Raw genomic sequence first — 14,144 nt, forward strand, 5'->3', positions numbered from 1 at the left:
GATGCCAATCATGCAATCGCAATGGATCAAACGCAGTCTGGGTGTCTCGACGCTGCTCGCCACCCTGCTGGTGGTGGCGGGCTGCTCGATGGCCCCCACGTATGAAGTGCCGTCGGTGACCGACAAGGGTACGCCCACGGCATTCAAGGAGGCCTCGCCCGTCACACTGCCGGCCGGCGAGGCCGGTACGTGGAAAACCGCCGAGCCCGCCGAGGCGATGGCCCGCGGCGAATGGTGGAAAGTGTTCGGCGATGCCACGCTCGACAAGCTCGAGCAGGACGCGCTCTCGGCCAACCAGAATCTGAAGGCAGCCGCCGCCCGCGTGCAGGAAGCGCGCGGCGTGCAGCGGCAGGCACGCGCCGCCCTCTTCCCCACGCTCGATGCCGGGTTCGGGCCGACGCGCCAGAAGATTTCGCCTGCCTCGCAGATGCAGCCGGACGGCACGAACATCGCACCATTTACGCTGTGGCGCGCGCAAGCGAGCGTCGGCTACGAAGTCGACCTGTTCGGTCGCGTGTCGGACAACGTGGCCGCGGCCCGTGCCGACGCGGAACAAAGCGAAGCGCTGTACCGCTCGGTGCAACTCGCCTTGCAGGCCGACGTGGCGCAGAACTACTTCAGCCTGCGCGAACTCGACGCCGAGCAGGCGCTGTACACGCAGACCGTGAAGCTGCGCGAGGAAGCGCTCAAACTGGTTCAGCGCCGCTTCACCGAGGGCGACATCGGCGAGCTCGACGTGGCGCGTGCGAAGGCGGAACTCGCCACGGCGCAGTCCGATGCGCTGGCCGTCGCGCGCTTGCGCGCGGCGTCCGAGCATAGCCTGGCGATTCTCCTGGGCAAGACACCGGCGGAATTCACTTTCGCGCCGTCGCCACTCGTGCCGGTCACCGTGCAGATTCCGGCCGGACTGCCCTCGGCGCTGCTCGAACGGCGCCCGGACGTCGCCGCCGCCGAGCGCGCCATGGCTGCGGCCAACGCGCGTATCGGCGTGGCAAAGGCCGCGTTCTTCCCGTCGCTCTCGCTCACCGGTTCCGGTGGGTTCGAAGCGGCGACGCTGGGCGACCTGTTCAACTGGTCGAGCCGTACGTTCCTGCTCGGCCCAGTCGTGGGTGGCCTGCTCTCCATGCCAATCTTCGATGGCGGCGCGCGCAGCGGCAATCTGTCGCGCGCCCGCGCCAAGTACGAAGAGGATGTCGCCAACTATCGCCAGCAGGTTCTCGTGGCGTTCCAGGAAGTCGAGGACAACCTGTCGAACCTGCGTCTGCTCGCGCAGCAGACCCGCGCGCAGGACGACGCGGTCAAGGCATCGAACCGCGCGGCGCAACTCTCGCGCGTGCAATATCAGGAAGGCTCGATCGCCTATCTCGACGTGATCGATGCCGAGCGGACCGTGTTGCAGTCACAGCGCAGCGCGGTGCAGCTGGCCGGCGCGCAGGCGGTGTCGACCGTGAATCTCATCCGCGCGCTTGGCGGCGGCTGGGGCGATACGGCTGGTGCCGATGCGCCGGCCAAGCCGACGCCGACGGCCGAGGCGCCCACCTCGGGCGCAACCGTGGCAGCGCGCTAATTCGCTGAATCGAGCCTGGCAGGACGGCGCGACAGTCAGCAACGGATTGCGCGCCGACGTGGGGACAACGGGCCGTATGGCCGCCTCACGTCAAAAGGATGCATCGAACCGGCGGACGCCCTCGTGTCCCCCAAGGCGAGTGGCGCACTGACCCGCCCCCGATGTGCGCCGATGGCGCCGCCGGTTCCGATGCACCCGCCCGACAGTTCCTCGTAAGCGTCGGAAAGGTAATGAAAAGGGTTTCTTCCCTGCGTCCCTGCTTGCCCGGCACTGCCCGACGTCATACGACATTCGGCAGGTCCGGGCTCTTTTTTTGCCCGGCAATGGTAGGATGGACGAACGATTTTCGCTTTCGCCGCGCGTCGTATGGACGTATGGACGTATGGACGTATGGACGTATGGAAGACGAAGGGCGAGAACGCGACGATCGTCGCTGGCAAGTCATCTCGGATGCTTTCCCCGCGTCAGGCCCCTCGGCCCTACGATAAGGAGTGCAAACAATGAAGATGCGCAACACGCTGTCGCTGTGCCTCGCCGCCGGTCTGGCGGTTTCCTCGACAATGACACTCGCGCAAGGCGGCCCGCCCCCCATGGGGGGTCCGGGTGATCGCGGCGGTCCTCCGGGGCAGCGTCCCGGCGGTCCCCATGGTCCGCATGGAGGCTCGCCGGGGCATGGCCCTCAGAAGGGGCACATGAATGGACCTCGCGGCGGCCCGCCGCCGCGCGCGCAGCCGGGCCCGGGGCCGGACCAGGATTCATGGCAACACCCCAACTGGCGCCGCGGCGATCGCGTGCCGCAGCAATATCGCGACCGGCAGTACGTGGTCGACGACTATCGCCAGTACCGTCTGAACCCACCGCCGCGCGGCTATCACTGGGTCGGCGTTGGCGGTGACTTTCTGCTCGTCGCGATCACCACCGGCGTGATCTCGCAGATCGTCCTCGGCAGCGGTCGCTGACCGGCGCTGCTCGACGCCCCACCCGGGAGCCGCATGGCTTTCGCCGGGTGGTGCCGTCGATGCGGAGCCCCTCTTCCATCTCTTCCATCCTTCTCGAGCCCCGCCAATCCCCTTTGCTTCGCCAGACTGAAGCCGCCCGGCGTTGACCAACGCCTCACCCAGTGGCCCCGAGGCCATTGCCGGACAGCGCCCTCGATGCACTGACCTGCGTTCATCCGTCGCGAGCGCCGCGAATGCCCGTCGTCTCGCCGGCTCGCCTGACGTCCCCCCTGCGGCGCACTACGTCGCGGCCCCCTCCCGCGCTAGCAAGGTTCACGCCGGTTTTCCGGTCCGCTTCCCCGCCTCGTCTCGTTTTCCTTGATTTGGTGCATCGCCCGACCCGCGCGCAGACCGAGGTCGAGATTTCGCTGCGCCGCAGCATTAAAATCACGCGCTCATGCCCTCCCAATTCATCGATATACGATATATCATGCACAAAATATCAAGCAGACGCTCCAAACCGGTGCGCGTGGAGAGGGACGAAATGGCAATGACACGACGTGATTTGCGGGACTGGGCCGTGGGCTTCCTGCCTGCCGTGGTCGCCGTGCACTGGCGCGAGCGATTGCGAGCGGGGTTCGGCGCGCTGTGCGGCATCGGCCTGACGGGTGGCCTGATGCTCTGGATGCTCGGCCCACAGGGGTACATTCCCTGGCTGGTGGCCCCGATGGGGGCGTCGGCCGTTCTGTTGTTCGGCGTGCCGGCCAGTCCTCTCGCCCAACCCTGGTCGATTCTCGGCGGCAATCTGGTGGCAGCCGTTGTCGGGGTGACGTGCGCAACCTACATTGCATCGCCGGTCGTGGCGGCCGCGGCGGCCGTCGGCGTGGCCATCGCCTTGATGTTCACGTTTCGCTGCGTGCATCCGCCTTCGGGTGCTGTGGCGCTGACTGCCGTGCTCGGCGGGCCGGCCGTTCATGCGCTCGGCTACGGTTTCGTGCTGGAGCCCATTGCGGTGCAGTCCGTCGTGCTGCTCGGCGCCGCGATCGGGTATCACGCGCTGACCGGCCATCGTTATCCGCACGCCATGCGGGCACAGGCTCCGGCCCGGCCGGTCAATGCGCAGGCAATTCCCGTCACGACGGCCGATGCCGAAAAGGCGCTGGCACGTCGCAGCGAATTGCTCGACATCTCCGCCGACGATCTGGCCAGCCTGCTGCGTGATACCCAACGGGAGGCGTTCGCGCGCCGGGCCCGCGAATTGACGGCCGCCGATGTCATGGGGCCCCCGCTGGCGAAGGTCCAACCGCACGACGAAGCGCCAGCCGCCTGGCGCCTGCTGCAACGGCATGGACTGGATGCATTGCCGGTCGTCGATGGAGATCGCGTGATCGGTCTTGTGACGCGTCACGATCTGCACACGCGGCGCGCCCGCCGTCAGCACTGGCCGCGTTTCGGCGTGTCGATCGGTACGCGGCAGCGTCCTGCGGTTCGAGACCTCATGCAAGGCGATCTCCAAACCGCCACGACCGGCATGCCGATCTCGGAGCTGGTGCCGCTGCTCATGACGCAGCGTCACGGCACGCTGCCGGTCCTTGACGACGCCGCGCGGCTGGTCGGCGTGGTCACCCACGCCGAAGTGCTGCGCAAGGTCATGGCCGCTTGAATCCCCTGCCCGCTCGCGATGCCACTTCGGCATCGCGGGCGTTGCCCTCACCCCGGCGCGTTCGCGGGCACTCCTCCTTCCCTGCTCGCCCCCTCTCTTCGCTTTCCCTGCCTTCCCGGCGCAGCGCACTTCCCGCACTTTGCGCACTTCCCACGCTTTCCTGTATCTGCTGACGACGTCGGCTTTCGCAGCGAAATTGTCAGCCCCAGGCCGATCTGCAAGAATGGCGGCGGCGCGCCACACCGGCGCCAGACAGCTTCGATGACCGAAGCAAAATTCGCTCAGGGAGAAACATGGAACCAATCACGTTCAAGCAGTGTTTTACGGGGGCATGGCGCGACGGCCTTCGGGCGCTGCGCCATCGTCCGCTGCTGTGCCTGAGCATCGCGGTGGTGATTCTGGTGACCTCGGCGCTGAGCATTTCGCTCAAGGAGCTCGCCGCGCAGGCCGTCCAGAACGGCGAACCGCTCTCCTATCGGATGCGCATCGTCCTCATGTCGTTCGGCGTGGTGACCGTCAATCTCGTCGCGTTCTGCGTGCTTGCCATTCACGTCATGCGATACACGGTGCTCGGCGCCCAGGCCACGCAGCAGACATCGTGGTACGGGCGCGATCTTTGGCGTTATCTGTGGGCGTCGATCCAGATTGTCGTTGGGCTCGCCATCGTATGGTTCGTGATCGCCTTCGGCCTGGCATTGGCGCTGCGCCTGTCGGGGCACGGCAATTCCTTCGCCATCATCGGCACGCTGCTCGCGCTCCTGTTCTGTGCCCTGATGTATGTGCTGGTACGTGTGTCGCTTATCTACCCGCAAATCGCTGCGGGGCGCAGCAAGCGGTGGCAGGCGGCGTGGCAGGATTCGCGCGGGCACTTCTGGGTGATGTTCGGGACGACGTTGGCCACCATCCTGCCGCTGATTGTTGCGGGTCTGGTGCTGACGATGCTCTTCGCGGCCGCGCTGCATTACTTGCCTGGCGCCACGACGGTGGTGCTTGGCACGCTGGTGCTGCAGACCGTGATTTCCATTGCCTGGGTGGCGCTCGCATCGAGCGTGTCCGCCTGGATTTACCGGCGTTTTGCCGATCGCCTGCTCACGCTGGAAGACGCCCCGGACGACGTCTGAGGCGCGGACTTCGTGCCTCGGACGTCGGGGGCGTATCGACGCATCCGCCGCTCAGGCGGCATTGACGTTCGCGATGCCGGCCGTGTTCGCGGTGACGGCGATGCTGCCGTCGACCGCCCCATACCGGGCGAACTCGCCGAGGCCATCGGGCCACTGCGTGAGTACCTGGAAGCCCGTGTCCGTCACGGCGACCATGTGTTCCCATTGAGCGGACAACGAGCGGTCGCGCGTGACGACCGTCCAACCGTCGGCGAGTTGCCGGGTGTCGGGCTTGCCGGCGTTGATCATGGGTTCGATCGTGAAGATCATGCCCGAGCGCAGCGTAAGACCGGTATTCGGGCGACCATAGTGCAAGACTTGAGGATCGTCGTGATAGGTGGTGCCGATGCCGTGTCCGCAGTAGTCGCGCACCACGCTGAAACCCTCGCGATGCGCGACTGACTGAATGGCGTAGCCCACGTCGCCCAGCGTGGCACCGGGGCGCACGGCGCGAATGCCGGCGAGCATCGCCTCGTAGGTCGTGTCGACCAGGCGTTTGGCGAGAATGCTCGGCTTGCCGGCGTAGTACATGCGACTTGTATCGCCGAACCAGCCGTCCTTGATGAGCGCGACGTCGATGTTCACGATGTCGCCGTCATGCAGTTTCTTGTCGCCGGGAATGCCATGGCACACGACGTGGTTCACCGACGCGCAGACTGTCTTCGGGTACCCGTGGTAACCGATGTTGGCCGGAATCGCCTTGAGGTCGTTGACGATGAAGTCGTGGCAGATCCGGTCGAGTTCGTCGGTCGTGACGCCAGGCCTGACGTACTCGCCGATCATCGCGAGCACCTGTGCCGCCAGTTCCCCCGCGTGACGCGACAGCGCAATTTCTTCTTTCGAGCGGATGACAACGCGTTCGCGCACCATTAGGCCACCTTGTTCAATGCGGTGACGGGTGCACCGGTTGCGGGAGGAACGGCTGCCGCGGTCTCGCTGACCGTGGCGCCGTCGGACTCGATGAGACGACGGCAGATTTCGCCATAGCTCAACGTCGGGTTGAGCTCGGCGAGCATGCCCACGCGCAGCCAGTGTTCGGCCTGCGCGTTGATGGAGCGACTCAGCGCGCCGCTGGTGTTGCGCAGCGCCTCGTGCATTTGCTCCGAAATCTTAACGATACCCATGTGGCGGGCTCCATATATACGAAATAGCTACGGAACGTATATTACCACCTGGATGGCCAGTTGTCTTGCCCGCCCGCCCCTCACGCCATCATCGTGTAGAACATCACCACAACGCACACGGCCATGAGCGCCGTGGCGAACCATCCTCCGATCGTCACTGCGCGGGCATTGACCATCTTGCCCACGACGGCCCTGCGCGACGAAAGCGACATGACCATCACCATGCAAGGCACCGCCGCGACACCATTGATGACCGCGCTCCAGTAAAGCGCCTTGACGGGACTGATCGGACTGAAGCACAGCAACGCACCGAGCACCGTGCAGACGACGATCACGGCATAGAAAGTGCCCGCGCTGCGTGGCGTCTGGCTCATGCCGCCTGGCAGTCTGAGCGCGCCGGTAAGCGCGTAGGCAGCGCTACCGGTGAGCGAGGGGATGGCCAGCAACCCGCATCCGATCATGCCGGTCGCGAACAGGAGAATCGCCGACTTGCCGGCGACGGGTGCCAGTGCGTGCGCCGCCTGGCGAGTCGATTCGATCTGATGGACGCCATGTCCGAAGAACGCGGATGCCGCGGTCACCATGATGCACACCGCGATGAAATTGGAGGTGAGCATGCCGACCCACGTGTCCGAGAGAATGCGCCGCGCCTCGGTCTTCGCTTGCGCGGTGGCGTCGCCGCGCGCATGCGCATCGCCGTTCGCCTTGATTTCCTCGACCTCCAGGGCGGACTGCCAGACGAAGAGATAAGGACTGATCGTCGTGCCCAGGATCGCGACCAGCGTCGTGGCGTACTCCCTCGTCGGCGTGATGCGCGGCCACACCACGTCCCGCAACGCGGCGTGCCAGTCCGTATGGACCACAAAGAGATTCGCCACGTAAGTGAACAGCGCGAGCGTCAACCATTTGAGATACCGCGCATAGGCTTCGTACTTCAGGCGGATCTGCAGGAACAGGGTGAGTCCGGCGAAGAGCAGCGCATACGCGTAATTGGGCCCACCGAGCGTGACGGAGGCGGCATCGCCCATGGCGGCCAGATCGGCACCCACGTTGATGATGTTGGCGATGACGATCAGAAGCGCCAGCGATGTCGCGATTCTGGCCGAATAGTGCTTTCTGACCTCTCTCAGGATGCCATGTCCTGTGCCGCTGCCGATGTGTGCCGAGGCGAGTTGGATGCACACCATCAACGGCACCGTGACGACAGCCGACCAGAGGACCTGGTGCCCGAATTGCGCGCCCGATTGCAGATAGGTGCCGATGCCGCTGGGATCGTCGTCGGCCACGCCGGTCAGCAGACCGGGGCCGAGTCGTTGCAAAAACGAACGCGGCTTGTCGCTGCGTCGATCCTCGGTATGCGCACCACGCGGCTCGCGTGTTGTTCTCATGGTCGCCCTCCCGCGCTTTCGCGCAATGGCTGCCCGATGGCTGTGTCCTTCCCGCGCTTTCGACCTGGGTTGGGGTCTGAATTGGGGCCCGACGTCGTAACGCCATCGTCGCATCGCTGCCCGGGCCGTCTCGCCGTCTCGCCGTCTCGCTGCCTCGCCGTATTTGCCGTATTTGCCGTATTCGCCGCAATTTCCATGCCACCAGATACCGGCATGAGACTTGCGTGCGTCGTCTGCTGAAGTCGACGCGGCACTTTCACTCAAGGAGAAACAACATGGCATCAAGCAAGCACAACCCGCACGAGCAAGGTATTCGCGAGCTTTTGTACCAGGCGTACGAGACCGAGCTTGGAGGCGAGAAGGTCTACTCCGCGGCATTGGGGTGTGTAAAAAATGCAGACCTCAAGAAGGAATGGACCGAATATCTCGAGCAGACACGACAACACCAGCAAGTCTTGTTGAACGTCATCTCCGCGCTTGGCCTCGATCCGGACGCGCAATCGCCGGGACGGGATATCGTTGCCCACCACGGGGCGTCGCTCGTCAAGGCCATCGCTCTGGCAAGCAACGCCGGCAATCCGACGCTCGCGCAAATCGTTGCAGCGGAGTGCGTGGTGCTCGCCGAGACGAAAGACCATCAGAACTGGGAGTTGCTTGCCATGATCGCCGGCAAATCGGAGGGGGATCTGAAAGCGGTGCTGTCAGACGCGGTGGCCGCGGTCGAGCATCAGGAGGACCACCATCTGTACCACACGATGGGCTGGGCCAGGGAACTGTGGATCGATACACTCGGCTATCCGGCCGTGCTGCCACCCCCGGAGGAAAGAAAGCACGTCGAGTCCGCCATTGGGGCTTCGCGCGCGGAGCAGGCACGCGAGACGCTGCTGTCATCCCGTCACTGACGTTTGGGGGCACGGGTCCGCGCGGCGTAAAGCGTCGCTTGCGCGGCCCGCTGCCGAGCGGCCTGTCGAGGATGCCGCACACACCGAACGAGCTCTTCGCCATAGGGAATCACGGCGAAAAGAATGGCTGCCGTGACCACCCCACCGATGTACGGCAACGGCACTGGGCTGGGAGACATCGTCCAGTCCTGCGGACTCGCATGCACGATGGCACGCCACACCCGCTCCGCGTTCGCGCCGATGACCAGCGTTACCGCGCAAATCGGGAGCAGCTCGAGAAAGCTGTGCGCATGTTGCTCAATGGTGCCGATGTCACGCTTTTGCTTCGCGTAGTGAACATCCCATAACGCCGTGATTTCGTGAAGTATCAGGCCCAGCAGCATGATGGCGATCACGATCGCGTTGATTCGGAAAATCAGTGCGACCAGCAATGGAATACCGACTTCGAGCATTTGCGCCAGATGCATGGCGGATTCCTTCGCCCCCGCATTGCGCTCGATATGGGCGCGGCGATGGCATGCCCAATCGGCCAATCCCGCGATGAGCCAGGCAGGAACGATCGCGTATCGAAGATAGGCATCTACAAATTCCGAAACGCTCATTGGCGGCCTCCGTGGAAACCTGGCGCGGTGCGGAGTATGCAAGGCATTGCCGGTTGCGGCGCGAATGCCATCACTCGGATGCGTCTCGTATGAGCCGCTCCCATGCTGGCGTGAGCGCCGGATCGGATGCACGCGTGCCTTTGGGCTGTGTTCGTGCCCGACGCTTTTCAAGGCATTCTTCGCCGTTCGTCGACATGCCATCCGAAATCGGGCCGGGCGTGCAATAGGTGTCGCATGGGACGTGTGCTGGCCAATAGCCGTTGCCGACGCAACCGTGGTGGGTGCCGATGGTCTCTTCATCGCCGTCTTCATGCAGAAGCCGGTAATCGAGACATTCGTCTTGCGACGGCATGCGATCGGTCATGAAATGCAGTCTCCGGCGAAATTGCGCGTGGTTCACGATGACATCGCCCGTCTGACTCGCAGTTTTCATGCCGACGCGCACCGCCGGTTCATGCGCCGTCGTGCCGACATGCCCGTTCAGCACGGCATGTCGGACAGCGGCATTTCTGCACGAATTTGTAGTTCTTCGATGCTTCGTGCTGTTGCGACACCGCAAAATGCTGTGCCCTGGGTCGGATCACCGTGGCGCAATGCCCGACATCAGCGCTTGCGCCTCGACGACCACTTCCGCGAGAAGATCGGCAATCAATCGCACACGCGGCGAACGTTTGACATCGGGATGCATGACCAGCCATAGCTTCCGTACCGTGGGACAGACCGGGGCGGGCACCAATGCCAGTGCGTCGTCGTTGGCGGCCAGGAAGTGGGGCAGGACCGCAATGCCGAGGCCGACGCGTGTGGCATTGAGCAGTGCCGTGAGGTCATTGCTCCTGAACACAAAGCGTCGACGGCCTGCGACCTCGGCCAGCCAGCGCTGCTGCGGCACCTGGTCGAGGCTGTCGTCGTAACCGAGAAACTCCCACGCGTCGGCCGGTCGGCGGGTATAGCCATGGGCTGCGTAAAGTCCATACCCCATGTCCGCAATGGCACGGGCTACCAGGCCCGCCGCAGTGGGCCGGGACATTCGGATCGCCAAATCCGCCTCGCCGCGCGCCAGATTGGCGTCGCGCGTTTCCCCGATTACCTCCAGGTCGATGTTCTGCCATCTGCCGCGCATGGCGGCCAGCCGGGGCGCGAGGAAATGACCGGCGAACGCCGGCGGCGCCGAGAGCCGGACCGTCCCCTGCAAGGACGAGACACCGAGCGCCACTCGTGAGAATGCCTGCGCCTCATCGTCGAGTCGCCCCGCCTGAGCCACCAGCGTCTCGCCTTCCGCCGTCAGCGACCATGCCTTGGGCAAGCGATCGAAAAGCCGAATCCCCAGCGACTGCTCCAGTGCCTCGACACGCCTTGCCACGGTCGAATGCTCGACCCTGAGCCGCCGTGCCGCGCCAGACAGGCTGCCTGTGCGCGCCAACTCGAGGAAATAGCGGATGTCATCCCATTGCAGCGCGCGCTTCTCGGCCGCACTGGCCGCATCGCCATCTGTGTTTTTTTGCACAATAAATGTCGAATTCTTGAGAATTGTTGATCCATTTTGCTCAACGTAAGCTGCGCTTGCAAGCTCATTCCTCAGGAGAACCCCCATGACCCAGCGCGAGTCATTTCCCGACACATCCGCCGTTTCCGTTTCCCAGATCGTCATCGGTCAATATGGCGACGCTTCGGCACTGACCGCCGTGGAGGCGGTGTTGCCCGCGCCGGGGGCGGGTGAGATCCGCGTGCGGCACACCGCGATCGGCGTGAACTACGTCGATGTCTATCACCGCACCGGTCTCTACCGGTTGCCGTCGCTTCCCGCGGTGCTTGGGGTGGAGGCTGCCGGAGTCGTCGAGGCGCTCGGGCCGGGCGTCGACTCGGTGCGTGCGGGGCAGCGCATCGCGTATGCCGGCCCGCCCACCGGCGGCTATGCCAGCGCCCGCAACTTGCCGGCCGACCGGGCCATCGTGCTGCCCGACGACGTATCCGACGACGCGGTGGCCAGCCTGCTGCTGCGGGGTATCACCACGCACATGTTGTTCACGTACGTCTACCCGCTGAAGGCTGGCGATACAGTGCTCGTGCATGCAGCGGCCGGCGGGCTGGGGTTGGTGCTGGTGCAGTGGGCGAAGGCTTTGGGCGCTCGCGTCATCGGCACCGTCAGCTCGCCGGCCAAGGCAGCGCTGGCCATGGAACACGGCCTTGACCATGCCATCAATTACCGCGAGACGGATTTCGTGACGGAAGTCATGCGGCTGACCGACGGCCGGGGCGTCGATTACGCTGTCGACGGCATCGGCGGACAGACCCTGGTCGACACCCTCGGCTGCGTGCGCCCCTACGGGATGGTCGCCAACGTCGGTCAGGTGGCTGGCGACCCCGGACCGCTCGATTTGTCGCTGCTGGGTCCGACGCGCTCCGTGGCGCTCTCGCGGCCGGGGGTTTTCCGCTTCATGACGGATGGAGCGCGTTACCGCGAAGGCGCGCTTGCCACGATCCGGCAACTTCAGGCCGGGCTGCGACCGACGATCGGCGATATCCTGCCATTGAGCGAGGCGGCACAGGCACATCGCCGGCTGGAAGCCGGGCAAACCGCAGGTGCCGTGCTGCTGCGCCCCTGAGCCAACCCAACGAGGACCCTCATGTTGTTTCTCATCCTTCTCGACTACCTTCGCCCGCTGTCCGAAGTGGATACCCACATGGAAGCGCACCGCGCTTTTCTGAACCGCCATTACGCAGCGGGACACTTCCTGCTCTCGGGCCGGAAGTCGCCGCGAACCGGTGGCGTGATTCTCGCCAGAGCCAACACGCTCGACGAAGTTACGCAATGGATTTCGGAAGACCCGTTTCGTCAGGCCGGAGTGGCAAGCTACCAGATCATCGCGTGGGAACCCACGATGGCCGCGGAGGGAATGCCTGACTTCAGCGCACAATGATTTGTCATCCTAACTATATCGCAAGGAATTGAGATGTTCCGGCGACGCGACGCTGCTTTGCCGACCGTCCCGGAACATTGAAGCAGTGCAAGCGCCTCCGCATCGGTGTCCGGGGGCGTTCCACGGTCGTGCGGGGGCGCGGCAATGCCGCGGCGGGCGCACGCGTTGCGAGATGCTCGACCATGCGCTGTGCGTCGGGCGGCAGGAATCCCATCGAAAGGCTCACCTCAGCCCGCCCCATCAGTCTTGGCACTTGCATCAGTAATCCCCTGATTGATCGGCGATTCCGAGAGGCGTATTGTGTTTCGACAGCCTTGATAAGGCCGCCTTCCAAGAGCGCTCCCATGGCCAACGCCCTCCTCCGTTTTGCTCTGGACGCCTCATCGCGATGCGGCACACGGAGGCCATCGCCGACTGGGAATCGGCATTGGTGTGGGCGCCATCGCTTCCCCCGCGCTCGGCGGGTAGAACGCGACATGTCGCCAGCCGTGCGCTGCAACGTAGGCACATATGCGCGCCAACCGAACGCTGCGGCGACCATCGCCTCGCGAGCGTTTCGTCCTATCTCGCCCAACGTGATTCGGCCCTCTCTGGAGCTACCATGAATGCCCTCACCCAAGCGCTCGGCTCCGCCGCACCCGCCCTGATGGCCGATCTGGAAGCGCTCTACAAGGACCTTCACCAGCATCCCGAGTTGTCGATGCAGGAAGTCCGTACAGCGAAAATCGTTGCCGACACGATGCAGGACCTTGGCTACGAGGTAACACGCGAGGTTGGCGTGACCGGCGTGGTGTGTGTCATGAAGAACGGCGACGGTCCGACCGTGATGTTGCGTGCGGACATGGATGCATTGCCCATGGCAGAGAACACGGGGCTGCCCTATGCCAGCAGCGTCACAGCGCGCGATGCGGACGGCGTCGAGGTCGGGGTGGCGCACTCGTGCGGCCACGACATGCACGTCACGTGGATGATCGGCGCGGCACGCGTCCTGTCCACGAATCGCGCCGCCTGGCGGGGCACGCTCATGATCGTGTTCCAGCCCGGCGAGGAGACCGCCGAGGGCGCGCATGCCATGGTGCGGGACTGGGGCGAGGGTCGCTTTCCGAAGCCCGACATTATTCTCGGACAGCATGTGATGGTCGGGCCCGCCGGCACCGTCAATTACCGTCCTGGTGTCACCCTGTCCGCCGGCGACAGCCTGAAGATCAAGCTCTTCGGGCGCGGCTCGCATGGTTCACAGCCGCAGACCTCGATCGATCCCGTGATCATGGCTGCGGCGACCACGCTGCGGCTCCAGACCATCGTGTCTCGCGAGATCGCGCCGAACGAGCCGGCCGTGCTCACGATCGGCTCCCTGCAGGCCGGCACCAAGGAAAACATCATTCCCGACGATGCCACCATCAAGTTGAACATGCGCACGTTCAGCGAAGATGCGCGCGACTACATGCTCAAGTCCATCCGTCGTATTTGCTGTGCGGAGTGCGATGCCTCCGGTGCCGAGCGCCCCCCGGAGTTCACCACCATCAACAGCTATCCGCTGACCGAAAACGACCGCGTCGCGACGGAACGGGTGGCACAGGCATTCAATCGGCAATTTGGCGAGAACGCTACGCTGGCGCCAGGCCCAGCATCGGCCAGCGAGGATTTCAGCGTCTTCGGACGTACCTGGCGTGTGCCGTACGTGTTTTGGTTCGTCGGCGGCACCGACCCCACGGTGTTTGCCACGGCGCAGCGGGAAAAGGCCGTCAACAAAATTCCCAGCAATCACTCGCCGAAGTTCGCGCCGCAGATTCATCCCACGCTTGAGACGGGCTTGCAAGCCATGCTGACTGCCGCCGCTGCCTGGCTATGTCCCCCCGATGTCGCCGTCTGAATAGAGTCC

Annotated in this window: 14 protein-coding genes; 8 read left to right on the forward strand and 6 right to left on the reverse strand. The window is 64.6% G+C overall.

All coding sequences use genetic code 11. The features are described from left to right. Positions 1 to 10 precede the first annotated feature (10 nt). From W930_RS26545 to W930_RS0107350, 4 genes are all read left to right on the forward strand, one after another. Positions 11 to 1,567: an efflux transporter outer membrane subunit gene (locus tag W930_RS26545; protein ID WP_023874547.1), complete on the forward strand. Its 1,557-nt coding sequence runs from the start codon at positions 11 to 13 to the stop codon at positions 1,565 to 1,567. 500 nt (positions 1,568 to 2,067) lie between these two features. Next, the gene (locus W930_RS0107340; RefSeq protein WP_023874548.1) at positions 2,068 to 2,526 is read left to right on the forward strand and encodes an RcnB family protein; all 459 of its coding nucleotides are present in this window, start codon (positions 2,068 to 2,070) and stop codon (positions 2,524 to 2,526) included. Between the two features lie 529 nt (positions 2,527 to 3,055). Continuing rightward, entirely contained in the window at positions 3,056 to 4,168 is a 1,113-nt protein-coding gene (locus tag W930_RS0107345; RefSeq protein ID WP_023595711.1) for an HPP family protein, read from the forward strand. A gap of 293 nt (positions 4,169 to 4,461) precedes the next feature. Beyond that, complete coding sequence (locus tag W930_RS0107350) at positions 4,462 to 5,289, forward strand: hypothetical protein (RefSeq protein WP_023595710.1); 828 nt, start codon at positions 4,462 to 4,464, stop codon at positions 5,287 to 5,289. 51 nt (positions 5,290 to 5,340) lie between these two features. Here W930_RS0107350 and map read toward each other — a convergent pair whose 3' ends face one another. From map to W930_RS26550, 3 genes are all read right to left on the reverse strand, one after another. After that, on the reverse strand, positions 5,341 to 6,198 hold the full coding sequence (map, locus tag W930_RS0107355) for a type I methionyl aminopeptidase (RefSeq protein WP_023595709.1): 858 nt from the start codon (positions 6,196 to 6,198) through the stop codon (positions 5,341 to 5,343). Next, positions 6,198 to 6,452 (reverse strand): ParD-like family protein, encoded by a 255-nt coding sequence (locus W930_RS0107360; RefSeq protein ID WP_023874549.1) that lies wholly within the window; start codon positions 6,450 to 6,452, stop codon positions 6,198 to 6,200. Before W930_RS0107360 ends, map begins: the two co-directional genes overlap by 1 nt. A gap of 80 nt (positions 6,453 to 6,532) precedes the next feature. After that, entirely contained in the window at positions 6,533 to 7,840 is a 1,308-nt protein-coding gene (locus W930_RS26550) for an NRAMP family divalent metal transporter (RefSeq protein WP_023874550.1), read from the reverse strand. A 275-nt stretch (positions 7,841 to 8,115) separates the two neighbouring features. Here W930_RS26550 and W930_RS0107370 point away from each other — a divergent pair, with 275 nt between their 5' ends. Continuing rightward, on the forward strand, positions 8,116 to 8,742 hold the full coding sequence (locus tag W930_RS0107370; RefSeq protein ID WP_023874551.1) for a hypothetical protein: 627 nt from the start codon (positions 8,116 to 8,118) through the stop codon (positions 8,740 to 8,742). Here W930_RS0107370 and W930_RS0107375 read toward each other — a convergent pair. The 3 genes from W930_RS0107375 to W930_RS26555 all read right to left on the reverse strand — a co-directional run bounded on the left by W930_RS0107375 (position 8,736) and on the right by W930_RS26555 (position 10,797). Further along, positions 8,736 to 9,344 carry a hypothetical protein gene (locus tag W930_RS0107375; protein ID WP_023874553.1) on the reverse strand — a complete coding sequence of 203 codons (609 nt, stop codon included), beginning with the start codon at positions 9,342 to 9,344 and terminating at the stop codon, positions 8,736 to 8,738. The genes W930_RS0107370 and W930_RS0107375 overlap by 7 nt on opposite strands. A gap of 70 nt (positions 9,345 to 9,414) precedes the next feature. Then, complete coding sequence (locus tag W930_RS0107380) at positions 9,415 to 9,789, reverse strand: hypothetical protein (RefSeq protein ID WP_145929462.1); 375 nt, start codon at positions 9,787 to 9,789, stop codon at positions 9,415 to 9,417. A gap of 135 nt (positions 9,790 to 9,924) precedes the next feature. Next, positions 9,925 to 10,797: a LysR family transcriptional regulator gene (locus W930_RS26555; RefSeq protein ID WP_029753906.1), complete on the reverse strand. Its 873-nt coding sequence runs from the start codon at positions 10,795 to 10,797 to the stop codon at positions 9,925 to 9,927. Positions 10,798 to 10,933: 136 nt separating this feature from the next. On the opposite strand from W930_RS26555, the gene W930_RS0107395 reads away from it, so the two are divergent. From W930_RS0107395 to W930_RS0107405, 3 genes are all read left to right on the forward strand, one after another. Further along, positions 10,934 to 11,947, forward strand: coding sequence for a quinone oxidoreductase (locus W930_RS0107395; protein WP_023874558.1), 1,014 nt, complete (start codon positions 10,934 to 10,936; stop codon positions 11,945 to 11,947). A 21-nt stretch (positions 11,948 to 11,968) separates the two neighbouring features. Then, positions 11,969 to 12,262 (forward strand): YciI family protein, encoded by a 294-nt coding sequence (locus W930_RS0107400; RefSeq protein ID WP_023595701.1) that lies wholly within the window; start codon positions 11,969 to 11,971, stop codon positions 12,260 to 12,262. Positions 12,263 to 12,863: 601 nt separating this feature from the next. Next, the gene (locus tag W930_RS0107405; RefSeq protein WP_023874561.1) at positions 12,864 to 14,135 is read left to right on the forward strand and encodes a M20 family metallopeptidase; all 1,272 of its coding nucleotides are present in this window, start codon (positions 12,864 to 12,866) and stop codon (positions 14,133 to 14,135) included. Positions 14,136 to 14,144: the final 9 nt, after the last annotated feature.

The organism is Pandoraea sp. E26, from assembly GCF_000681415.1.
Taxonomy (GTDB): domain Bacteria; phylum Pseudomonadota; class Gammaproteobacteria; order Burkholderiales; family Burkholderiaceae; genus Pandoraea; species Pandoraea pnomenusa.